Origin of the sequence: Bradyrhizobium sp. (assembly GCF_022844465.1) — a bacterium.
In the GTDB taxonomy this organism is placed as follows: domain Bacteria; phylum Pseudomonadota; class Alphaproteobacteria; order Rhizobiales; family Xanthobacteraceae; genus Bradyrhizobium.
Map to the genome: position 1 here is coordinate 105,288 of NZ_JALHLP010000009.1, position 20,464 is coordinate 125,751.

Consider the following 20,464-nt stretch of genomic DNA (forward strand, 5'->3'; position numbering starts at 1 on the left):
GCCCGGTTTCGATTCCATCGAAACCGAAAAACCTCTACGCTACCGACCCAGACAAGATCGGGAAGGGAACGCCCATGAACCGCCGCGAACTTTTCAAGGCCGCCGCAGCCTTGCCGCTGGCAAAAGCCGCACTCGCCAGCGCCGCCCTCGCGCAAAGCCCGTATCCCTCGCGCAACGTCACCATGATCGTGCCGTTTCCGCCCGGCGGGCAGGCCGATCTGGCGGCGCGGCCGGTCGCGCAGGCGCTGGAGAAAATCCTCGGCAAGCCCGTCATCGTCGACAACCGCGCCGGCGGCGGTGGCGGATCGGTCGGCAATGCGGCGGCGGCGCGCGCCGAACCCGACGGCCATACGCTGCTGATGACGCTGTCCTCGCTCGCCGTGCTGCCGGAAGCCGACCGGCTGTTCGACCGCCCGGTGGCGTATGAAGTCTCGCAGTTCGCGCCGGTGGCGCGCGTGCTCGCCGATCCGACCTTGCTCGCCGTGCCGGCCTCGGCGCCATGGAAGACGCTGCAGGATTTCGTCGACGACGCCAAAAAACGTCCCGGACAAATCCCCTATGGCTCGTCCGGTCCCTACGGCACGCTGCATGTGGCGATGGAAATGTTTGCGGCGAGCGCCGGCATCAAGTTGCTGCACGTGCCGTTCCGCGGCGCCGGCCCGGCGCTGACAGCATTGCTCGGCGGCACCGTGCAGGCGATGGCCTCCGCGCCGGGGACGCTGAAGCAGCAGGTCGACGACGGCAAGATGCGGGTGCTGGCGAACTGGGGCGCGGCCCGCATCACCAGTTTCCCCGACCTGCCGACCTTCCGCGAACTCGGCTACCGGGATGTCGAGTTCTACATCTGGGCCGGATTGTTCGCGCAGAGTGCGCTGCCGGCGCCGATCATGAAGCAGTTGCGCGAGGCTATGGCGCAGGCGGTGAAGGCGCCCGAGGTGATCAAGACGTTCGAGACCGCCGGCAGCCCGGTCGCCTATCTCGACGCGCCGGAATTTTCCAAATTCGTCGCGGAAGACAGCGCGCGGCTGGTCGCGGCGGTGAAGAAGATCGGCAAGGTGGAATAACGTGCCGGTTCAGGCTTGGGGGGAGGAGGCCGGCGTTTCCTGCGCGGGCCTGTGCTCGCAGACGTCGACCCATTCGGCCGCGGTCAGTTCCGCCATCCGCGCGGGTGTGATTTTCACCGCGCTGTGGGTCGAGCCTGCGGCGGGCACCACGACGTCGAATGCCTTCAGCGACACGTCGCAATAGACCGGCAACGGCGTCTTCAGCCCGAACGGACAGACGCCGCCGACCTCGTGGCCGGTGATCTCGGCGACCTCGTCGAGGCCGAGCATCTTCGGCTTGCCGCCGAACTGCGCCTTCACCTTCTTGTTGTCCATCCGCGCGGTGCCGGCGGCCACGATCAGCACCACGCGCTCGCCGATCCGCAAGGACAGCGTCTTGGCGATCCGCGCCGGCTCGACGCCATAGGCCTCGGCGGCGAGCGCGACGGTCGCCGAACTCATCGGGGATTCGATCACGGTGATGTCGGGCGCCTTCCCGGCGAAGAAAGCGCGGACGGACTCAAGACTCATTTCAGGACCTTATAGCAGACACCAGGCCGGGCAGTTCGGCAAGGCTGTGGATGCGATGGTCGGGCACGACGCCGAGTTCATCCATCTGGGTACGCAACGCCCAAAACATCGTCAATGGCGGCAGCGTCTCGCTTTCAAGGCAAGCCAGCGCCATCGCTTCCGGGCTCACCCGCTCGATCCAGGCGACGTTGAGCCCGAACGCCTTGGCGCCGCAGGCGTCCCAGGGATTGGAGGAAACGAACAGCACCTCTGAGGGCGGAGTGTGAAGCCTCGATTCGATCAGGGTGTAGGCGTCCGGGCTCGGCTTGAAAACCTTCCCTGCATCGACGCTGATGATGGCGTCAAGCACGCCGGCGAGGCCGGAATTTTTCACCAGCGCATCGAGCATGTCGGGGCTGCCGTTGGAGAAGATCGCGAGCTTGCGGTCGCGCATCGCCTCAAGCGCCGCCATCGCATCCGGATACAGATCGAGGTTCAGGTATTTCGCGATGATGCGTTCAAAAGTCTCGGCGTCGTAGTCGAGCCCGAGGCATTTGAGCGTATAGGCGAGCGCGTCGCGGGTGACCGCGGAAAAGTCCTGGTAACGCCGCATCAGCGAACGCAGCCAGGTGTATTCGAGCTGCTTGATGCGCCAGACCTGGGTGATGATCCCGCCATAGCCGGGAAAGGCGTCTTCGGTGACTTCAGCCACCGACTGGACGTCGTAGAGCGTGCCATAGGCATCGAACACAACGGCTTTGATGGTCACGGGAGTTTCTCTTTTCCGATTGTCGCATACAGGAATTTCCTGAGTGCGTCGACGGACTGGTCCCGCGCCGCCTCGTTGAATTCGAGGCGATGGCCGAGGAACTGCTGGGGTGTCGCCAGACTGGGCACGTCAAAACCGTGATAGGCGCCGGGATAGACGGCGAGTTCGATCGGAACGCCGAGGCCCGCTTGACGCGAGATTCCGTAATCGTCGCGGCCTGCCGCCAGGTTGCGGCACTCATTGGCCGGGGTCCAGTCGTCGAGTTCGCCGACCAGGATCAGGGTCGGAACGGTCATGCTGTCCTTGAGACCGAGGCAGGGCGGATAAAAGGCGACGGCGGCGCGGAATTTTTCCTTTGACGTGCGCTCGATTGCGCCGCGCTCCACCGAGGAGAGGGCAAGCAAGCCACCTTGCGAGAAGCCGATCACGACAACACGGTCGGGATCGACAAAGGGCTGCTGCAGCAGGAAGCTCAGCGCCCGATAGGCGTCGAAGACGGTCGAGGCCGGCGGGCCACTGGTGCAGGTGCTGGTGAGGCCGCTCGGACCAAAGCGGTCCACGGTCAGCGTCACATAACCCCACGACACGATTCGTGGGCCCCAGCGCTCATCGAGTCGCCGCCAGCCTCCGTTGCAACCATGAAGCAGGAACGCCGCGGGAGACGGTCCGGCGTCACGGGGCTGCCGCAGGTAACCCACCAGCGGCTGCGAACTCGCCAGCGGATTTTCGATCTCGACGACACGGCCGTCTGAGCTATCGGCGGCGGGACACGCTGTCGCGCTTCCGCTCAGGAGCAGGGCGGCGGTGGCAGCAATTCTGGCGAGGCTCGTCATCGACCACCTCCCGCTCGGACTGCAATCGGGACCGTTCCTTTATATCCCCAAAATCTTCCGCGCGTTGGCCTTCATCACCTTGGGCCGGATTTCGTCGCGGATCTCGAGTTTGGCGAAATCGGCCAGCCAGCGGTCGGGGGTGATTACCGGCCAGTCCGAGCCGAACAGCATCTTGTCCTGCAGGATCGAGTTGATGTAGCGGACCAGGATCGGCGGAAAATATTTCGGGGACCAGCCGGAGAGGTCGATATAGACGTTTGGCTTGTGGGTCGCGACCGACAGCGCCTCTTCCTGCCAGGGAAACGAGGGATGCGCGAGGATGATCTTGAGGTCGGGGAAATCCACCGCGACGTCGTCCATATACATCGGGTTGGAGTACTTCAGCCGCATCCCCATGCCGCCGGGCATGCCTGATCCGACGCCGGTCTGGCCGGTGTGGAACAGCGCGATCGCGCCGCCGCCGCTGATCGCCTCGTAGAGCGGATAGGCCATGCGGTCGTTGGCGTAGAAGCCCTGCATGGTCGGGTGGAACTTGAATCCGCGAACGCCGTATTCCTCGATCAGCTTCCTGGCCTCGCGGACGCCGAGCTTGCCCTTGTGCGGGTCGATCGAGACGAACGGAATCAGGACGTCGAGGTGGTCGGAAGCCGCCTCCAGCATCTCGTAATTGTTGTAGCGGCGAAAACCGGTCTCGCGTTCGGCGTCGACCGGGAAGATCACCGCCGCGATGTTCTTGGAACGGTAGTAGGCCGCGGTCTCCGGGACCGTCGGCGGATGCTGGTGCGGCGACTTGAAATAGTCGGCCATGCGTGCCTGGAAATCATCGTAGCCGTCGTCGCCATGCATGCCGCAGGGCTCTTCGGCGTGGGTGTGGATGTCGATGGCGACGACGCTGTCAATTTCGGGCAGTTTGAGCTTGGGCATTCGGCGTTTCCGGCAAGGCGATTTCGTACTATGGGAAATTGATTATACGATATAACAAGTTCCGCAAGGCGGCAGAGGCAAATGGCTCGCAAGAGGGAGGACGGTATGGCCGAGACGGAAGCCTTCGAGACCGATTTCTGGAAAGACGCCAATTTGCGTAAAGCCTGGGACGACATCGTACCCGGCGCGCCGCGCAAGACCATTCCCTACACGCTGACCCGGCAAGCGATCGAACTGTACTGCAGATCGGTCGGCGAGGACCATCCGATCTATTTCGACGAGGCCTATGCCAGAACCACTCGCTATCGCGGGCTGATCGCGCCACCTTCAATCCATATCCTCTTGATGTTCTCCTGCACACCGGCCGACGACTGGATGCGTTCGCCGGGCACCGTCAATGCCGGACAATCCTGGAGCTACAATATCCCCGCGCGCGCAGGCGACGTCATCACCCTGCAGGCCCGTGCGCTCGACAAGTTCATCAAGCGCGAGCGGCTGTTCGTGGTGCATGACAACGTGTTCTTCAACCAGCGCGGCGAGGTGATCTGCTCGGGCCGCGGCTGGACCATCCGGCCCGAATGAAAAAGCTAGAGGAGCGCGCGATGACCACCACCTTCGAAAGTCTCAAGGCCGGCGACGGCATCGACGGGCCGGCATTCGCGGTCAGCCGCGAATCCATCCGCTTGTTCTGCGATGCCTCGCTCGACTACAACCCGCTGCATCTGGACGACGACTACATGAAGGGCAATTTCGGCAAGACCAATTTCGGCGGCGTCATCATGCACGGCATGAACAATTTCGGGCTGATCTCGCGCATGATCACCGACTGGGCCTATCCCGCCGGCGCGGTTCACCGCCGGCTGGAGACGCGCTGGGTGAAGCCGGTCCGCCCCGGCGACACCATCCAGCCGCATGGCGTCGTCAAATCCAAGCAGGTGACGAAGAATTCGCGCTGGGTCCTGATCGACGTGATGGTGCGGAACCAGGCCGGCGAGAAGGTCGCCACCGGGGAGGCCATGGTGGAGTTTCCGCAGGACTGAATTGGCCAGCCGTTTCAAGCCGCCGGCGCCACGATCGCAAGCGGAGTCGGCATCGAATGGAGCTGTAAACGGCCTATTCGGATTGACATTCGGGGCGGCGATGGCCTAGAAACCGCCCTGTTCCGGGCGGCTGGCCGCAGGCGGGACAAATCCCATTTGCCGCTTTCGGGTAGCTCAGGTTCGGCCTTCAACACGGCCTTTCAAAGCATCAGGATTGTTCTCATGAAGGTCCGTAACTCGTTGAAATCGCTGCGCGGTCGTCACCGCAACAACCGCCTGGTTCGCCGCAAGGGCCGAGTCTATGTGATCAACAAGGTGCAGCGCCGCTTCAAGGCCCGCCAGGGCTAGGCAGCGGCCCCTTCGCCCCGCTTCACAGGTCTTTGACGAAGTGCTGCTTTGCAGCGCGATCCGGCGCGTCTAGACTTGCGCCATGATCTGGAGATCCCCGCCTATACTAGGCTTTGCGATTGTGGTTGTGCTGGTCGCGCTCGCAACGGCCGCGCCTGTCGCGGCGCTTGCCCAGAACGATCCCTCGATTGTCCCGCCGCCGAAGAGTCTGAAGAAGCTACCGGAAGCGCCGAGCAAGCTTCCAAAGGTCGGCGCCGACCGCACCCGCGGACTGGACTTCCTGTTCGGCGCGCTGAAGGCCGCGCCTGACCAGGCCAGCGCCAAGCATGTCGAGGCGCGGATCTGGGCGATGTGGTTGCAGACCCCGAGCGATACCGCCGCGCTCCTCATGTTGCGCGCCAAGGCCGCCATGGACGCGCAGAAGGCGGATGTCGCGCTGAAGCTGCTGGATTCCGTCGTCAAGCTGCGGCCGGACTATATCGAGGCCTGGAACCGGCGTGCGACGCTGTACTACCTCAAGAACGATTATGCGCATTCGCTGCAGGACATTCGCGAAGTGCTGATCCGCGAGCCCCGTCATTTCGGCGCGCTGGCCGGCCTCGGCATGATCATGCAGGAGATCGGCGACGAAAAACGTGCGCTGGAAGCCTTCCGCAAGGCGTTGGCCGTCAATCCCCACCTCGAAAAGGTGCCGGAAATGGTGAAGACTCTGACGGAAAAGGTCGAAGGCCGCGATATCTGATCGGGAACGTGGCCGGACCGATCAACAGGTCCGATTAACCTTGATTTCGGACGTAAAGCCACGGGTCTGAACGGCGCTGGTTGAACGCGCTATGATGCCGTTACACCGTCTCAGGAGCGAGCCATGAAGTCATTGCTGCTGGCCGGCGCGATGGTCGTCGCGACCGGGACTTGCGGGTTGGCGCAAGGAGCTTTTTGGGTGGTCGGCGATCACGCGACCAGCAAATGCGAGATTGTCACGCGCAATCCGGTCATTAATGGTCAGGTCGGTGGAAATATCTGGTTCGGGACCGGACCCTACAAATCGCTGGACGACGCCAAGCTGGCCCGTTCGACCATTCGCGTGTGCCCGGTTGTTGTCGAGGAAGAACCCGCCGCCGAAGCCCCGGCGGGGGACAAATCCGACTAGAGCATGATCCGGAAAAGTGTGCAGCGATTTTCCGAAAAGATCATGCTCGAACAGAGAGCTAAAGCGCGATGATGGTTCATCCCAACCTCATCGCGCTTCAGTGTACGGCGCTGCTGCCGCGGGCCATCCCGTCGAGGCCGACGGCGGCGTAGAACTGGGCCAACTCGACCTCGAGCTGCTCATTCACCCGCAGCAGGGCCTTGAGCGCGCCGCGGAGGTCGCCACTGCAACTCGCAACGATCTGATCAATGGCGGCTTCGCTTGCGTCGGAAATCATGGGGTGGTCCTCCGGTGGTACGCTGGAACGACGTGAGGTCTTGGCCCAGTTTTTGTGTATTGCGTGCACAATGCGGGCATCGACCACCCCATCAGGCACGCCCACACGTGGCGAAAGTAATGGCGCCATCATAAAAATTTCCGATGACGTCCATATGACCCCGCTATCCACAGGAGGGGTTGTTTGTTGACGATTCGCGAAACTCGGCCCCGTTCACGCCGTATTTCGCTGGTGCAGAAATTAATCCGGACTATTTCGATGGTGGCGGTATTCTTGGTGGCGACGCTGGGGGTGCTGGCGCTGGTCACGCAGGCCGGTGTCCTGCTGGCGCAGCGGGCCTATCCCGCCAAGGGCAGGATGGTGGAGGTTGCCGGCGGCGTCCTGCACATCGTCGATATCGGGCCACGCAATGCGCCCGGCCCGCCGATCGTGATGCTGCATGGCGCGAGTTCCACGCTCGAGGTGATGCGACAGCCGGTCGGCCAACGGCTAGCCGAGGACCACCGCGTGATCCTGATCGATCGCCCCGGCCATGGCTGGAGCACGCGCCATCACCTCGACGACTCGACCCCCGAAAGCCAGGGCCGCATGATCCACGAGGCGCTGGCCAGGCTTGGCGTCGACCGGGCAGTGTTCGTTGTGCATTCCTGGGCCGGCGCGCTCGGAGCGCGGATGGCACTGGATTATCCGCGGGCGGTCGCGGGCCTCGTCATGCTGGCGCCGGTGGCTTACCCGTGGCCGGGCGGCGTCGGGCGCTTCAACAGGCTCGTCGCCATGCCCGTCATCGGCCCGCTGCTGGCCTACACCATCACGCTGCCGCTCGGCTATTTCCTCACCGAGCCCGGCGCGCGCGGGGTGTTCCTGCCGCAGCCGATGCCGGATGGCTTTGTCCAGGATACCGCGACGCCGCTGTTGCTGCGTCCCCGGCAATTCATCGCCAATGCGCTTGACTTGGTGACGCTAAAGGCGGCGGTCGCCGCCCAGGCGCCTCGCTATTCGCAAATCAAAACGCCGGTCACCATCATTGCGGGCGACGAATCGGACAGGACGGTATCGACCCGGATTCATTCGCGCCCGCTCGCAGCCGCCGTGCCGGACGCCAGGCTGATCGTTCTGCCTGGCGTCGGTCACATGGTGCAGAACGTGGCGCCCGATCTGGTGGTCACCGAAGTTGAGGCGATGATGCGAATGACGCTCCGTACGGCTTCGGAGCCCGACTAGTGCGTGGCGAGCTCCGGTGGCCTTACTTGACCTTGCCGTCCTTGTCGTATTGCGCGATGAACGCCCAGAGGTCGCCTGCCTCTTTTTCATTCTTGATGCCGGCAAAAATCATCTTTGTGCCGGGAATCTTCGCCTTCGGATCCTTGATGTAGTCGAGGAAGACGTCCTTGCTCCAGGTGATGCCCGAATTCTTGTTGGCTTCCGAATAGGAGTAGCCTTCCACGGTGCCGGACTTGCGGCCCTCCAGCCCGTTCAGGGCCGGGCCGACCTTGTTCTTGGCACCTTCGCCGACGGCGTGGCAGGCCAGGCATTTGTTGAACGAGGTCTTGCCGGCGGCAACATCCTGCGCCAGTGCAGCGGACGTCGCGGCCATGGTAGCGATGACGGCCATCGCGCTTGAGGTCAGTTTCGTCATGAGTGCTCTTCGTCCTTTTCGGGGGGCATGTGAGGCGGTCGCTTTTGGCATGACCCGCGCGGAGTGGACAAGCCCCGAAACGGCGAGAAGTTTCATGTCCACTGCGCCCCCGATCGACAACTCATTCGGGGCTGTCCCGGGGGTCGGATCGGCGGCCTACCCAAGCCGGTTCAGACGTGCTTGATTTAACGCCTGAAAACGTTCGTCGCGAGGCCCGGAGAGGACCCCATGGCCATCATGATGCCGGCCGCCGATCAGGCGGTCCTGGACCGCCGCGAGGCCATCGTGGCAGCGCTTCGGGCCATCGTGCCGGGCGAGGGCGTGATCGATACGCCGGCGCAAATGCTGCCCTATGAGTCCGACGGCCTGATGGCCTACCGGCAGCCGCCGATGGTCGTGGTGCTGCCCGACACCACCGAACAGGTCTCCAGGGTCCTGAAATACTGCTTCGAGCAGGGCATCAAGGTGGTGCCGCGCGGCTCCGGCACCTCGCTGTCCGGCGGCGCGCTGCCGCTGGCCGACGGCGTGCTGCTGGGTCTCGGCAAATTCAAACGCATCCGCGAAATCGATTTCGACAACCGCGCCGTGGTGACCGAACCCGGCGTCACCAACCTCGCCATCAGCCAGGCAGTGGCCCATGCCGGCTTCTACTACGCACCCGATCCATCGTCGCAGATCGCCTGCTCGATCGGCGGCAACGTCGCGGAGAATTCCGGCGGCGTGCATTGCCTGAAATACGGCATGACCACCAACAACGTGCTCGGCTGCGAAATCGTGCTGATCACCGGCGAGGTGCTGCGGATCGGCGGCAAGTCCGCGGAAAATTCCGGCTACGACCTGATGGGAATCATCACCGGCTCCGAAGGGCTGCTCGGCGTCATCACCGAAGTCACGGTGCGGATCCTGCAGAAACCGGAGACGGCCCGCGCCCTGATGGTCGGTTTCGCCGCGGTCGAGGCCGCCGGCGAATGCGTGGCCGCCATCATCGGCGCCGGCATCATTCCCGGCGGCATGGAGATGATGGACAAGCCCGCGATCCACGCCGCCGAAGCCTTTGTCCATGCCGGCTATCCGCTCGACGTCGAGGCGCTATTGATCATCGAACTCGACGGTCCCGGCGTCGAAGTCGACGAACTTATCACGCGCGTCGAGGCGATCGCAAAGCGCAGCGGCTCGACCACCTGCCAGATTTCGAACTCGGAAGCCGAGCGCAATCTGTTCTGGGCCGGCCGCAAGGCGGCGTTTCCGGCGGTCGGACGGATTTCGCCTGATTACCTCTGCATGGACGGCACCATTCCGCGCGGCGCGCTGCCGAAGGCGTTGACCCGGATTCGGGAGCTATCGGAGAAATACGGCCTCGGCGTCGCCAACGTCTTCCATGCGGGCGACGGCAATCTGCATCCGTTGATCCTCTATGACGCCAACAAGCCCGGAGAGATGGAGCGCGCCGAGGCCTTCGGCGCCGATATCCTGCGCGCTTGCGTCGAATTCGGCGGCGTGCTCACCGGCGAGCATGGCGTCGGCATCGAGAAGCGCGATTTGATGCCCGAGATGTTTTCGGAAGTGGACCTCAACCAGCAGCAGCGGCTGAAATGCGCCTTTGACGCGCAGGGGCTGCTCAATCCGGGCAAGGTGTTTCCGACCCTGCACCGCTGCGCCGAACTAGGCCGCGTGCATGTCCATGGCGGCCGGCTGGCGTTTCCCGATTTGCCGAGATTCTAGCGATGAGGTTCACCGAGTTTTCCGTCGTCATACCCCGCGAAGGCGGGGTATCCAGTACGCCGTACTGCCGGTTTTCGTCCTCGGCCGCCATGATTACTGGATCGTCCGCTTTCGCGAACGATGACGACAGAGCTCAGGTTTGAAACCGTGGACACCCTGAAAGTACGTGACGCCAAGGACGTCGAAGAGGTGGTGCGGGCGGCGATCGCCAGCGAGCAGCCGCTGGAGATTGTTGGTCATGGTACCCGGCGGCAGATCGGCCAGCCGATGGCCACCAACGCCGTTCTCGACCTTTCGGCGCTCAATGCCGTCACGTCCTACGAGCCGAACGAGTTGATCATCACCGTGCAATCAGGCGCCCCGCTCGCCGACGTCCAGTCGCTGATCGATTCCAAAAACCAGCAATTCGCCTTTGAGCCGGTCGATATTTCGGCGCTGCTCGGCGTGACTGGCAGCGGCACCATCGGCGGCATGATCGGCGCGGGTCTTGCCGGCCCTCGGCGGATCAAGGCCGGCGGCGTCCGCGATCACCTGCTTGGTGCCCACGCCGTGTCCGGCTTCGGCGACAGTTTCAAGACCGGCGGACGGGTGGTGAAGAACGTCACCGGCTACGATCTCTGCAAGCTGCTGGCGGGCTCATGGGGCACGCTGGCGGTCATGACCGAGGTCACGCTGAAAGTGATGCCGAAGCCGGAGAGCGAGCGCACGCTGCTGCTGTCAGGGCTGGACGACCTCGCCGCCAACCGGGCGATGACCGCCGCACTCGGCTCGCCGTTCGACGTCTCGGGCGCCGCGCATCTGCCGAATTCGGCGTTCCGGCCCGCTACCGGCGCGCTGGCGGGTCTCGGTTCGCGGGGGCGGGCGGTCACCCTGCTGCGGCTCGAAGGTATCGCGGCTTCCGTCGCCGATCGCGCCGATTCGCTGGCCAGGGCGCTGGCGTCGTTCGCCGCCGCCGAAATGTTGCAGGACGAGGCCTCGGCGGCGGTCTGGCGCGCGATCCGGGATGTCGAGCCGTTCGCGGCGGGCGGCACGCTCGGCGCGTGGCCGGTGTGGCGGATCGTCTGTCCGCCGGCCGCGGGCGGCGCGCTCGGCCAGGCGCTGGCGCACGATACCGGGGGCGACGTGCTCTATGATTGGGGCGGCGGCCTGATCTGGGCCACGATGCCGCGCAAGCCGGACGCGCAGGCGGGGCTGCTGCGCCAGCGCGTCGAGGCCGTGGGCGGCCACGCGGCGCTGATCCGGGCCGCCGAACAGGTTCGGCGCGATGTCGACGTATTCCAGCCGCAGCCGGCCGGCCTCGCCGGCCTCAGCGAGCGGGTGCGCCACAGCTTCGATCCCAGGATCATCCTCAACCGCGGCCGGATGGTGCGGGGAGCGGCGACATGAAAACCGAATTCTCGCTCGCCCAACTCGCCGACCCTGATATCGCCGAAGCCGACAAGATTCTGCGCGCCTGCGTGCATTGCGGGTTCTGCACCGCGACCTGTCCGACCTATGTGCTGCTCGGCGACGAGCTCGATAGCCCGCGCGGACGCATCTATCTGATCAAGGAAATGCTGGAGAAGGGCAAGCCGCCCACGCCGGAGGTGGTCAAGCATATCGACCGCTGCCTGTCCTGCCTCGCCTGCATGACCACCTGTCCGTCCGGCGTCAATTACATGCATCTGGTCGATCAGGCGCGGGTCCGGATCGAGCGGGATTACTCCCGGCCGCTGACCGAGCGGGCCTTGCGCGCGATGCTGGCCTTCGTGCTGCCGCGGCCGGGGCTGTTCCGCGTCGGCATGGTCCTGGCGCGGCTGGCCCGGCCGCTTGCGGCCCTGTTGCCGACGCCGAAGGCCGCGCCGGTTCCCGGCCTGCTGCGGCGGATCAAGGCGATGCTGGCGCTGGCGCCTGCGGGCCTGCCGGCGGCGGGGCCGTCCGGTGGCAGCGTGTTTCCGGCCGTCGGCGAGAGGCGCGGAAGGGTGGCGCTGCTGCAGGGCTGCGCCCAGCAGGTGCTGGCGCCACGCATCAACCAGGCTGCCATCAATGTGCTGACGCGGCATGGCGTCGAGGTGGTGCTGGTAAGGGACGAGCAGTGCTGCGGCGCGCTGACCCACCATCTGGGGCGGGACGGCGACGCGCTGGCTCGGGCCCGCGCCAACATCAACGTGTGGAAAAAAGAGGCGGAACAGGGCGGCCTTGACGCCATTCTGGTCACGACCTCGGGCTGCGGCACGGTCATCAAGGACTACGGCTTCATGCTGCGCGAGGACAGCGATTTCGCCGCCGGCGCGGCGCAGATATCCGCGCTGGCCAAGGATATCACCGAGTATCTCGCCGCCATCCCGCTCCACCCGTCCAGCCAGAAAGGCGATGTTACGGTCGCCTATCACGCCGCCTGTTCGCTGCAGCACGGTCAGAAAATCACGCAGGCCCCGAAAGAATTGCTTTCCAAGAGCGGATTCGTGGTGAAAGATGTGCCCGAGAGCCATTTGTGTTGCGGTTCGGCTGGGACCTACAACATTCTCCAGCCCGATATTGCGAGCAGGTTGCGCGATCGAAAGGTCGCCAACATTGCTAGCGTCAAGCCGGACATGATCGCCGCGGGCAATATCGGGTGCATGGTTCAGATTGCCGGCGGTACGTCAGTTCCTGTGGTGCACACGATTGAGCTGCTCGATTGGGCGACAGGAGGCCCCAAGCCTGGATTGTAGGAGGCCAGGATTGAATTGATCGACCGGCCCACGGGCATGGGACGGTGGATATGATTTTGTCGATGGCGTTGGGTCGACAGTGTTTGGATTAACAGAGCTTGGACCAATTGATTTGGACCAGCGGCAACAGGAGGGATCACGATGGCGAAGGGCAAGAAGAGCAAAAAGGGCAAAAAGGCCAAGAAGGCCGGGAAGGCCGTAGCGGCGAAGAAGAAATCAGCCAGGAAGTCGTCGAAGAAGGTCGCAAAGAAATCGGCTAAGAAATCCGTGAAGAAGTCGGCGAAGAAATCGGCGAAGAAGTCGGCCAAGAAGAGCAAGAAGGCTGCGAAGAAGGGCGCAAGGAAATCCGCCAGCAAATCCAAGGCGGCGCCGAAGAAGGCGGCCATGAAGAGCCCGGCGAAGAAGCGAAAGCCGCCGGCCCGGCCTGCGGCACCCGCCCCGATGGCGGCTCCCGAACCTGCGCCCGCCTCGGCCCCGAGCTGGGCCAGCCCGAGTCCCGAGCCCGCGACCCCGTCATGGGGATCGACTCCGTCATGGGGATCCGGTTCATCTGGCGGCGGCGATCAGCACTAGGCCCACGGGTACCGGTTATGAGCATTTCGGAAAGGCCGCAGCGTCCATTGCTGCGGCCTTTGTTGCGTGCGCCTCCTGCTCCCCTCGCCCGTAATTAGATTCGCCAAAAGCCCTTTCCTGCGGGCGCTTTATCCGGCGGCCTTCAATTACGGACGGCGCGACCGTCCCCGCAAACCCCATGCAGCAACCCAATATTTGTTGTCCAACTGCAACACTCGCCGAAAACATCGCTCGGAGATCGTCCAACGCCCAAAAAGGCGGCATTTGCTCGCCCTTTTTGCTTTCCGGTGGGGGGCTTCGCAGATCAGAGTTTCAACCAGATCGAGAAGTTGGGTCGCAGTCGGTTATCGCTTGCCCTTTGGGGGGCACCGGAGCGGGACTGCTTGAGAGCGCGATGGGGATCGTAATGAAGAAATTGGCTTTGTTGGCAACGGCACTGGCGATGGTATCGGCTCCGGCTCTCGCTGCGGACATGCGGGTGAAGGCTGCCAAGGCGCCGCCGCCGGTGGCATTCGATCCTTGGGATATCGCTTTCGGCGCCGGCATCACCAACAACTACGTCTTCCGCGGCATTACCCAGTCCAACAACAAGCCTTCGGTCAGCGCCTATTTCGAGCCGCGCTTCAACCTCAACAAGGACTTCCAGCTCTATGTCGGCCTCGGCGCGGCGAGCATTTCCTTCCCCAATCGCGCCGCTGCTGAAGTTGACGTCTATGGCGGCGCCCGCGCCACGTTCGGCGCTTTCGCATTCGACGTCGGCGCCTGGGGCTACCTTTATCCGGGCGGAACCTGCCATTACGGCGCAGCCGCCGACGCGGCCGGAAGGCCGCTGAGCAACGAATGCCTGGTCAACGTGCTGCTCAACGGCAACGTCATCAAGAAGGACCTCAGCTTCTTCGAGGTCTACGGCAAGGTGAACTACACCTTCAACGACAGCTTCTCGATGGGCGGCAACGTCTATTATACGCCGAGCTTCCTCAACAGCGGCGCCGAGGGCACCTACGCTTCGATCGTCGGCAAGGCGATCGCGCCCGGCACCTGGTTCGGCAGCAGCGGCATCGGCATGTACGTCTCGGGTGAATTCGGTCGCCAGTGGCTCGGCACCTCGGACTCGTTCTACGGCGTGGCCGCGTTCCCGAACGGCATCAACTACGCGGACTACAACACCTGGAACATCGGCATCGGCTTCACCTACAAGGTGTTCACGCTGGACCTGCGTTACTCCGACACCGACCTGTCGAAGGGCAATTGCAACGCCTTCACCAGCGACTTCGCCGCCCGCGGCAACATTTCAGCGGGATCGGGCACCTCGATCACCCCGATCAACCCGACCGGCGTGGGCTCGAACTGGTGCGGCGCGGCCGGCATCGTCAGGCTCTCGGCCGACCTGACCGCGATGACCAACCTGAAGTAGGATATTCGGACGAAGAAAGGGGCGGCAGAGCGATCTGCCGCCCCTTTCTTTTTGTGCTTGCCGGACGACAACCGGGGGTCAGGCGCGAGCGAACCGCCCCGCAGTTCGCTGCGTCAGAACCGTGTGGCGTTGCCGCCGTTCTCCAGGGCAAACCGATCGCCGTCACGGCTGAGCGCGACGTTGCGCGCGTGGAAGGCATCGAGCGTGGAGCGATGCCCGATCGAGACGATGGTGGTCGACGGCATTCGCTCCCCAAGCAGGCGATACAGCGCCGCCTCCGAGGGCTCGTCGAGCGAGGCGGTCGCTTCATCGAGGAACAGATACTGCGGCGCATGCAGCAGCGCTCGTGCGAGCGCCAGACGCTGCTGCTCGCCGAGCGACAGCGTCCGGTTCCAGTGACCGTGCTCGTCGGGTTGCGACGCCAGCTTGGGCAATCCCACCGCCCGCAGCGCGTCGCCGATCTCCAGGTCGGTGTAGGTGCCCTTGGTGGCGGGGTATTCGACCGCCCCGCGCAGCGACCCGGTCGGAAAATACGGCCGCTGCGGCAGCATCATCAACATCGCCCCTGCGGGAATGGCGATCGAGCCGGATCCGAACGGCCAGATGCCGGCGATCGCGCGGAACAGCGTTGATTTGCCGGAACCCGACGGTCCCGTCATCAGCGTGCGCTCGCCTTGGCGCAGGCTGAATCCCTCCGCGTTCACCAGCGGCGTGCCGTTCGGCAGTTGCACCGCCAGTCCCTTGAGGTCGATCGCGCCGCCACCGGATGCTTCGACCACGTGGATCCGGTCCTTGCGGCTCGCAAGCTCGCGCGCCGCGGCAATCCCGGCCTCGAAACCGTCGAGGCGGTTGACCACCGCCTGCCATTCCGCGAGCTGGCGATAGATGGTGATGAAGAACGAAAGCGCGCCCTGCACGCTGGAGAATGCCGACGCGGTCTGCATCATGCCGCCGAGCTGGATCTTCTGCGCGAAGTAGGCCGGCGCCACCAGGATGTAAGGAAAGATCACCGAGGCCTGATTGTAGCTGGCGGTGAACGCCGTCACCTTCTTGGTCCGGCTCATGATAGCGAGCCAGTTCTCGACCACGCGGCCGAAGCGAACCAGCAGGCGTTCGCGCTCGGCGTCTTCGCCGCGCAGCAGCGCGATCTGTTCGGAGTTTTCCCGCACCCGCACCAGGTTGAAGCGAAAATCCGCTTCGTATTGCTGCTGCCGGAAGTCGATCCCGACCAGCGGCCAGCCGATCAAATGGGTCAGCACGGTGCCGAGCACCGAATAGATCAGCGCGCCCCAGACCAGGTAACCCGGGATCGCATAATCCTGGCCGAACAGATGCAGCGGCGCGGCGTTGGAAAGCCCCCACAGGATGGTGACAAAGGACGCGATCGTGACGATCGAACTCAGCAGGCCGACCCCGATGTTGAGCGTGCGATCGACGAACAGCTTGACGTCGTCGGTCATGCGCTGGTCGGGGTTGTCGGCGGCGTCGCCTTGCAGCTGCATCCGGTAGTGGTTGGCTTGGTGCAGCCATTCGCCGAGATACTGCGCCGTCATCCAGCGCCGCCAGCGGATCTGCAGCCATTGATTGAGATAGAGCTGGTAGACCGCGAGCACGATAAAGATGGCGGCCAGGATGCTGAAATAGGTGATCTCGCTGACGAAGGCGTCCCAGTTGCGATCCTGCAGCGCGTTATAGAAGCGGCTGTTCCACTGGTTGATCAGGACGGTGATGCCGACGATGGCAAGCTCGATGGCGATGACGGCCGCCAGCAGCCCGCGGCCGGCCCATCGGTCCTCGGAACGAAAATACGGCATGGCGATGCGCCACACCGTCGCGAGCGTCGAGCGGATATTTTTCACGGATGGCCGTCTCCGGGGGATGGGCTTGACGCCCTCAAGGAATGGAATAATCGAGGGTGCCGCGCCTGGCTTTCAGGATGCCCCCTGCGGGCAAACCCTAGCATGGCGCCAACGGGGAGGGCAGCGGGCCGGCGCTGCGGGCTCGCGCTGATCTCCTCCCTGGTCGCCTAGCCAATAGCAGGCTTGTCCAATAGAACGGCTAGCCCACGCCGGGGCTTTCGCAAGATTTGTGAGGAAGTGCATGATGTCGTTCGCGCTCAGGTTCTGGTCGGCTGTCGTGATCCTGTTGACCGCAACCCTCCATTCCCGTCCGGCCCTGGCCAATGACGGTTTTCCGTTCGGCGCGGAGATGACGCTGGATGCCGACCGCCAGCCCGGCTCCAAGCGGATACCGAACCTGGAAATCGGCGACCGCGGCGAGGTAATCCTCGAACTCTGGTGCAAGGGCGGCAAGGGCCAGTTCTCGGTAGCTGGAAACACCATGATATTCGTCGCCGGCGCGATGGAGAACCGTTCCTGCCCGCCCGACCGCGCGCAGCAGGATGACGATTTGATCGCGGCGCTGACTGCGGCCGCGAGCTGGAAGCGCCAGGGCGATTTCGTGTCCTTTGTCGGCCCCAGGACGCTGCGCTTTCGCATTAATACCAATTGAGGGCTGCTTCCGGCGCGGTTCTGTCGTGCGTTCCTGACCGGTCTATTTCCACACCGACTTGTCGGCGTCCCAGCGCTGGCCCTTGAACTCCTTGGCCAGCTCATCGAGCGAACCGTTGTCGTCACTTGGTTCGCCACCGTCCTCCTCGTCGGTGGAATCATCCGACAGGTTCAGCTTCGCGCCTGCGCCTTCATCCGCGGTCGTGATCGCCGGGCTTGAAACCCACAGCATCAGCCGGTCCGACCCGGCAGGTCGGTCCGGGGATACCAGCGCGGTGATCTCGATGTTTTCGGTAAGGGCCAGCGGCGGGTAGAGCGGGCTCGGCCGCTTGAACGTCAGTTTCAGTTTTCCGGTGTTGACGTCCCAGGTCGCCCCCGTCGCCTGAGCGGACAGCGTCCTGGCAAGCACGCCCGACATTACCGTGGCGATCTTTTCCTTGTTCGCCTTGTCGCCATTGCGCCATTCGGCGGCGGCAAAGCGGATGGTGCGGTCCATCTCGAAGCTGCCGCTGGTCCACCCCGCAATGACCACGCCCGCTGTCGATCTTGCCTTGGCGACCAGCGCCGCCGTGCGCTCCGGGTCGGCGGTGAGGTAGATGGTTTGCTCGCCGGCGCGCATCGCATCGCAGGTGACCGCAAGGCTTGAGAGCCCGACCTCGACGGCCTCGCCCTTCAGGCTGCGGAGAAAATCCAGCGCGGCGTCGAGCTTGATCCGCACGCCGATCGCCTCCGGTGAAACGCCCGTAAAGTCGTTTGGCGCCACTACGATGCCGTCGTCGCTGGTCTGTATGTCGAGATATTCGTTCTCGCTGATATCGAAATTCTCCGGCGAGCTCACCTCGGTCACGCTTTGACCGACGCTGATCTGGCCGCGGAATTCGAAGGTGTCGCCGGTGGCCTTGCGCGTCAGCTTGATGCTCACCGGCAGCTTGTCGCTGATGCTTTGGGTCGTGCCGGTGAGGTTCGGACCATTGACCGCGAGGTTGGCGACGAAACGGTCCTGGCGGTTCGAGCCCTTCTCGGCGGGAAAGCAGACATCGAGCACGGCCGCCGTCACGGTCTTGCCCTGGCGGGTTTCCTTCAGCACCACGTCGGCGTTGCCGTCCATCAGTCCGATTGTGGTGAAATACCGGATCTCGCTTCCGCCCGGCGTCGCCTTTGGCTGCAGCTTCATCTGGGCGAAAGCGAAGTCTGGGGCGGCCGTCGCCAAACCGAGCAGGAGCAGGAATCGTGCGCGCATCTGATATCCCCTGAGACGACAGTATCGGTCCACGGTAAGTAGCAAACCTGCGTCGCGTTTTCGAGCGACTGCATCCTCGAAAAAGAAGGCCGCCCGGAGGCGGCCTTCGATGCGTTTGGGGGGCTAGGTCTAGAAGCCCATGCCGCCCATGCCACCCATGCCGCCGCCCCCACCGCCGGGCATCGGCGGCGCCGGGTCCTTCGGCAGCTCCGCCACCATCGCCTCGGTGGTCACCAGCAGGCCGGCGACGGAGGAGGCGTCCTGCAGCGCGGCGCGCACCACCTTGGCCGGGTCGATGATGCCCTTGTCGACCATGTCGACATATTCCTCGGTCTGGGCGTCGAAGCCGAAGGTCTCCGACTTGTTCTCGAGGATCTTGCCGACCACGATCGAGCCCTCGACACCGGCGTTCTCCGCAATCTGACGCACCGGCGCTTCCAGCGCCTTCAGCACGATGTTGATGCCGGCCTGGACGTCGGAATTGGCGTTGTGGATGCGGCCGACCGCCTTCTTGGCGCGCAACAGCGCCACGCCGCCGCCCGGCACGATGCCTTCCTGGACCGCGGCGCGGGTGGCGTTGAGGGCGTCCTCGACGCGGTCCTTCTTTTCCTTGACCTCGATCTCAGTGGCGCCGCCGACGCGAATGATCGCGACGCCGCCGGCGAGCTTCGCCAGCCGCTCCTGCAGCTTCTCGCGGTCATAGTCCGAAGTGGTTTCCTCGATCTGCGCCTTGATCTGGGTGACGCGGGCCTCGATGTCCTTCTTCTTGCCCGAGCCGTTGACGATCGTGGTGTTCTCCTTGTCGATCACCACCTTGCGGGCGCGGCCGAGCATGTTGACGGTGACGCTTTCGAGCTTCATGCCAAGTTCGTCGGAGATCAGCTGGCCGCCGGTCAGGATCGCGATGTCCTCCAGCATCGCCTTGCGGCGATCGCCGAAGCCTGGCGCCTTGACCGCGGCGACCTTCAGGCCGCCGCGCAGGCGGTTGACCACCAGCGTCGCCAGCGCCTCGCCCTCGACGTCCTCGGCGATGATCAGAAGCGGGCGGCCGGACTGCACCACGGCTTCCAGCACCGGCAGCATCGATTGCAGGCCGGACAGCTTCTTCTCGTGCAGCAGCACGTAGACGTCCTCGAGTTCGGCCGTCATCTTTTCGGCGTTGGTAATGAAATAGGGCGACAGGTAGCCGCGGTCGAACTTCATCCCCTCGACGATGTCGACCTCGGTTTCGAGCGACTTGTTTTCCTCAACCGTGATCACGCCTTCATTGCCGACCTTCTGCATCGCCTGCGCGATCATCTTGCCGATGGCGCTATCGCCGTTGGCCGAGATCGTGCCGATTTGGGCGACTTCGGACGATGAGGCGACCGGCTTGGCGCGCTTTTCGATGTCCCTGACCACGGCGTGAACCGCGATGTCGATGCCGCGCTTGAGGTCCATCGGATTCATGCCGGCCGAGACCGCCTTGGCCCCTTCCCGCACGATCGCCTGCGCCAGCACGGTTGCGGTGGTGGTGCCGTCGCCGGCGGTATCGTTGGTCTTGGAGGCGACTTCGCGCAGCATCTGCGCGCCCATGTTCTCGAACTTGTCCTCGAGTTCGATTTCCTTGGCGACGGTGACGCCGTCCTTGGTGATGCGCGGCGCGCCGAAGCTCTTTTCAATGACGACGTTGCGGCCCTTCGGGCCGAGCGTCACCTTTACCGCGTTGGCGAGGATGTCGACGCCGCGCAGCATGCGATCGCGCGCGTCTCCGGAAAACTTGACGTCCTTGGCAGCCATTTT

Annotated in this window: 22 protein-coding genes; 12 read left to right on the forward strand and 10 right to left on the reverse strand. The window is 64.1% G+C overall.

The genetic code is table 11. The annotated features are described in order from the left end of the window. Positions 1 to 74: 74 nt before the first annotated feature. Positions 75 to 1,064: a tripartite tricarboxylate transporter substrate binding protein gene (locus Q0D31_RS15740; RefSeq protein WP_291852732.1), complete on the forward strand. Its 990-nt coding sequence runs from the start codon at positions 75 to 77 to the stop codon at positions 1,062 to 1,064. Positions 1,065 to 1,073: 9 nt separating this feature from the next. Here the strand turns inward: Q0D31_RS15740 and Q0D31_RS15745 are convergent, their stop codons facing one another. From Q0D31_RS15745 to Q0D31_RS15760, 4 genes are read right to left on the reverse strand one after another with little or no spacing between them, the layout of a single operon-like run. Beyond that, positions 1,074 to 1,574, reverse strand: coding sequence for a YbaK/EbsC family protein (locus Q0D31_RS15745; RefSeq protein ID WP_291852736.1), 501 nt, complete (start codon positions 1,572 to 1,574; stop codon positions 1,074 to 1,076). A 1-nt stretch (position 1,575) separates the two neighbouring features. Next, the gene (locus Q0D31_RS15750) at positions 1,576 to 2,322 is read right to left on the reverse strand and encodes a haloacid dehalogenase type II (protein WP_291852739.1); all 747 of its coding nucleotides are present in this window, start codon (positions 2,320 to 2,322) and stop codon (positions 1,576 to 1,578) included. Further along, on the reverse strand, positions 2,319 to 3,155 hold the full coding sequence (locus Q0D31_RS15755; RefSeq protein WP_291852743.1) for a dienelactone hydrolase family protein: 837 nt from the start codon (positions 3,153 to 3,155) through the stop codon (positions 2,319 to 2,321). Before Q0D31_RS15755 ends, Q0D31_RS15750 begins: the two co-directional genes overlap by 4 nt. A 39-nt stretch (positions 3,156 to 3,194) precedes the next feature. Beyond that, on the reverse strand, positions 3,195 to 4,079 hold the full coding sequence (locus Q0D31_RS15760; RefSeq protein ID WP_291852746.1) for an amidohydrolase family protein: 885 nt from the start codon (positions 4,077 to 4,079) through the stop codon (positions 3,195 to 3,197). Between the two features lie 105 nt (positions 4,080 to 4,184). On the opposite strand from Q0D31_RS15760, the gene Q0D31_RS15765 reads away from it, so the two are divergent. The 5 genes from Q0D31_RS15765 to Q0D31_RS15785 all read left to right on the forward strand — a co-directional run bounded on the left by Q0D31_RS15765 (position 4,185) and on the right by Q0D31_RS15785 (position 6,617). Beyond that, positions 4,185 to 4,661, forward strand: coding sequence for a MaoC family dehydratase N-terminal domain-containing protein (locus tag Q0D31_RS15765; protein WP_291852750.1), 477 nt, complete (start codon positions 4,185 to 4,187; stop codon positions 4,659 to 4,661). 20 nt (positions 4,662 to 4,681) lie between these two features. After that, positions 4,682 to 5,119, forward strand: coding sequence for a MaoC family dehydratase (locus tag Q0D31_RS15770; RefSeq protein WP_291852754.1), 438 nt, complete (start codon positions 4,682 to 4,684; stop codon positions 5,117 to 5,119). 222 nt (positions 5,120 to 5,341) lie between these two features. Next, a complete protein-coding gene (ykgO, locus tag Q0D31_RS15775) occupies positions 5,342 to 5,467 on the forward strand; it encodes a type B 50S ribosomal protein L36 (RefSeq protein WP_002718645.1) in 126 nt (41 codons plus the stop codon). Positions 5,468 to 5,549: 82 nt separating this feature from the next. Continuing rightward, complete coding sequence (locus Q0D31_RS15780) at positions 5,550 to 6,209, forward strand: tetratricopeptide repeat protein (protein WP_291852757.1); 660 nt, start codon at positions 5,550 to 5,552, stop codon at positions 6,207 to 6,209. Positions 6,210 to 6,332: 123 nt separating this feature from the next. Further along, positions 6,333 to 6,617, forward strand: a complete 285-nt coding sequence (locus Q0D31_RS15785) for a hypothetical protein (RefSeq protein ID WP_291852760.1) — start codon at positions 6,333 to 6,335, stop codon at positions 6,615 to 6,617. Between the two features lie 97 nt (positions 6,618 to 6,714). On the opposite strand, the gene Q0D31_RS15790 is transcribed toward Q0D31_RS15785, so the two are convergent. Further along, entirely contained in the window at positions 6,715 to 6,894 is a 180-nt protein-coding gene (locus Q0D31_RS15790) for a hypothetical protein (RefSeq protein WP_291852764.1), read from the reverse strand. A 258-nt stretch (positions 6,895 to 7,152) separates the two neighbouring features. Between Q0D31_RS15790 and Q0D31_RS15795 the strand changes: the two genes are divergently transcribed. Then, entirely contained in the window at positions 7,153 to 8,115 is a 963-nt protein-coding gene (locus Q0D31_RS15795) for an alpha/beta hydrolase (RefSeq protein WP_291852767.1), read from the forward strand. A 22-nt stretch (positions 8,116 to 8,137) separates the two neighbouring features. Here Q0D31_RS15795 and Q0D31_RS15800 read toward each other — a convergent pair whose 3' ends face one another. Then, positions 8,138 to 8,530, reverse strand: a complete 393-nt coding sequence (locus tag Q0D31_RS15800; RefSeq protein WP_291852770.1) for a cytochrome c family protein — start codon at positions 8,528 to 8,530, stop codon at positions 8,138 to 8,140. Between the two features lie 228 nt (positions 8,531 to 8,758). Between Q0D31_RS15800 and Q0D31_RS15805 the strand changes: the two genes are divergently transcribed. The 3 genes from Q0D31_RS15805 (at position 8,759) to glcF (ending at position 12,945) form a co-directional block, all read left to right on the forward strand. Next, the gene (locus tag Q0D31_RS15805) at positions 8,759 to 10,252 is read left to right on the forward strand and encodes an FAD-linked oxidase C-terminal domain-containing protein (protein ID WP_291852773.1); all 1,494 of its coding nucleotides are present in this window, start codon (positions 8,759 to 8,761) and stop codon (positions 10,250 to 10,252) included. 147 nt (positions 10,253 to 10,399) lie between these two features. After that, on the forward strand, positions 10,400 to 11,638 hold the full coding sequence (locus tag Q0D31_RS15810) for an FAD-binding protein (protein ID WP_291852776.1): 1,239 nt from the start codon (positions 10,400 to 10,402) through the stop codon (positions 11,636 to 11,638). Further along, complete coding sequence (gene glcF, locus Q0D31_RS15815; RefSeq protein WP_291852779.1) at positions 11,635 to 12,945, forward strand: glycolate oxidase subunit GlcF; 1,311 nt, start codon at positions 11,635 to 11,637, stop codon at positions 12,943 to 12,945. Before Q0D31_RS15810 ends, glcF begins: the two co-directional genes overlap by 4 nt. Here the strand turns inward: glcF and Q0D31_RS15820 are convergent. Beyond that, positions 12,858 to 13,331, reverse strand: coding sequence for a hypothetical protein (locus tag Q0D31_RS15820; RefSeq protein ID WP_291852782.1), 474 nt, complete (start codon positions 13,329 to 13,331; stop codon positions 12,858 to 12,860). The two genes, glcF and Q0D31_RS15820, sit on opposite strands and share 88 nt — an antisense overlap. A gap of 593 nt (positions 13,332 to 13,924) precedes the next feature. On the opposite strand from Q0D31_RS15820, the gene Q0D31_RS15825 reads away from it, so the two are divergent. Next, positions 13,925 to 14,932, forward strand: a complete 1,008-nt coding sequence (locus Q0D31_RS15825) for a TorF family putative porin (RefSeq protein WP_291852785.1) — start codon at positions 13,925 to 13,927, stop codon at positions 14,930 to 14,932. A 113-nt stretch (positions 14,933 to 15,045) separates the two neighbouring features. Here Q0D31_RS15825 and Q0D31_RS15830 read toward each other — a convergent pair whose 3' ends face one another. Next, positions 15,046 to 16,791, reverse strand: a complete 1,746-nt coding sequence (locus Q0D31_RS15830) for an ABC transporter ATP-binding protein/permease (protein ID WP_291852788.1) — start codon at positions 16,789 to 16,791, stop codon at positions 15,046 to 15,048. A 241-nt stretch (positions 16,792 to 17,032) separates the two neighbouring features. On the opposite strand from Q0D31_RS15830, the gene Q0D31_RS15835 reads away from it, so the two are divergent. Further along, positions 17,033 to 17,443 carry an META domain-containing protein gene (locus tag Q0D31_RS15835; RefSeq protein WP_291852791.1) on the forward strand — a complete coding sequence of 137 codons (411 nt, stop codon included), beginning with the start codon at positions 17,033 to 17,035 and terminating at the stop codon, positions 17,441 to 17,443. Positions 17,444 to 17,485: 42 nt separating this feature from the next. Here Q0D31_RS15835 and Q0D31_RS15840 read toward each other — a convergent pair whose 3' ends face one another. Next, positions 17,486 to 18,682 (reverse strand): hypothetical protein, encoded by a 1,197-nt coding sequence (locus Q0D31_RS15840; protein ID WP_291852795.1) that lies wholly within the window; start codon positions 18,680 to 18,682, stop codon positions 17,486 to 17,488. A 129-nt stretch (positions 18,683 to 18,811) separates the two neighbouring features. Beyond that, positions 18,812 to 20,461, reverse strand: a complete 1,650-nt coding sequence (gene groL / locus Q0D31_RS15845) for a chaperonin GroEL (protein WP_291852853.1) — start codon at positions 20,459 to 20,461, stop codon at positions 18,812 to 18,814. Between the last annotated feature and the right edge of the window lie 3 nt (positions 20,462 to 20,464).

Excerpts from the sequence above, each read along its gene's own strand:
- Q0D31_RS15840 (WP_291852795.1), bottom strand. The coding sequence starts at position 18,682 with ATGCGCGCACGATTCCTGCTCCTGCTCGGTTTGGCGACGGCCGCCCCA.
- Q0D31_RS15825 (WP_291852785.1), top strand. The coding sequence starts at position 13,925 with ATGAAGAAATTGGCTTTGTTGGCAACGGCACTGGCGATGGTATCGGCT.
- Q0D31_RS15795 (WP_291852767.1), top strand. The coding sequence starts at position 7,153 with ATGGTGGCGGTATTCTTGGTGGCGACGCTGGGGGTGCTGGCGCTGGTC.
- Q0D31_RS15785 (WP_291852760.1), top strand. The coding sequence starts at position 6,333 with ATGAAGTCATTGCTGCTGGCCGGCGCGATGGTCGTCGCGACCGGGACT.
- Q0D31_RS15765 (WP_291852750.1), top strand. The coding sequence starts at position 4,185 with ATGGCCGAGACGGAAGCCTTCGAGACCGATTTCTGGAAAGACGCCAAT.
- Q0D31_RS15800 (WP_291852770.1), bottom strand. The coding sequence starts at position 8,530 with ATGACGAAACTGACCTCAAGCGCGATGGCCGTCATCGCTACCATGGCC.
- Q0D31_RS15820 (WP_291852782.1), bottom strand. The coding sequence starts at position 13,331 with ATGGCCGCCTTCTTCGGCGCCGCCTTGGATTTGCTGGCGGATTTCCTT.
- Q0D31_RS15770 (WP_291852754.1), top strand. The coding sequence starts at position 4,682 with ATGACCACCACCTTCGAAAGTCTCAAGGCCGGCGACGGCATCGACGGG.
- Q0D31_RS15780 (WP_291852757.1), top strand. The coding sequence starts at position 5,550 with ATGATCTGGAGATCCCCGCCTATACTAGGCTTTGCGATTGTGGTTGTG.
- groL (WP_291852853.1), bottom strand. The coding sequence starts at position 20,461 with ATGGCTGCCAAGGACGTCAAGTTTTCCGGAGACGCGCGCGATCGCATG.
- Q0D31_RS15760 (WP_291852746.1), bottom strand. The coding sequence starts at position 4,079 with ATGCCCAAGCTCAAACTGCCCGAAATTGACAGCGTCGTCGCCATCGAC.
- Q0D31_RS15745 (WP_291852736.1), bottom strand. The coding sequence starts at position 1,574 with ATGAGTCTTGAGTCCGTCCGCGCTTTCTTCGCCGGGAAGGCGCCCGAC.
- Q0D31_RS15805 (WP_291852773.1), top strand. The coding sequence starts at position 8,759 with ATGGCCATCATGATGCCGGCCGCCGATCAGGCGGTCCTGGACCGCCGC.
- Q0D31_RS15740 (WP_291852732.1), top strand. The coding sequence starts at position 75 with ATGAACCGCCGCGAACTTTTCAAGGCCGCCGCAGCCTTGCCGCTGGCA.
- Q0D31_RS15790 (WP_291852764.1), bottom strand. The coding sequence starts at position 6,894 with ATGATTTCCGACGCAAGCGAAGCCGCCATTGATCAGATCGTTGCGAGT.
- glcF (WP_291852779.1), top strand. The coding sequence starts at position 11,635 with ATGAAAACCGAATTCTCGCTCGCCCAACTCGCCGACCCTGATATCGCC.
- ykgO (WP_002718645.1), top strand. The coding sequence starts at position 5,342 with ATGAAGGTCCGTAACTCGTTGAAATCGCTGCGCGGTCGTCACCGCAAC.
- Q0D31_RS15835 (WP_291852791.1), top strand. The coding sequence starts at position 17,033 with ATGATGTCGTTCGCGCTCAGGTTCTGGTCGGCTGTCGTGATCCTGTTG.
- Q0D31_RS15755 (WP_291852743.1), bottom strand. The coding sequence starts at position 3,155 with ATGACGAGCCTCGCCAGAATTGCTGCCACCGCCGCCCTGCTCCTGAGC.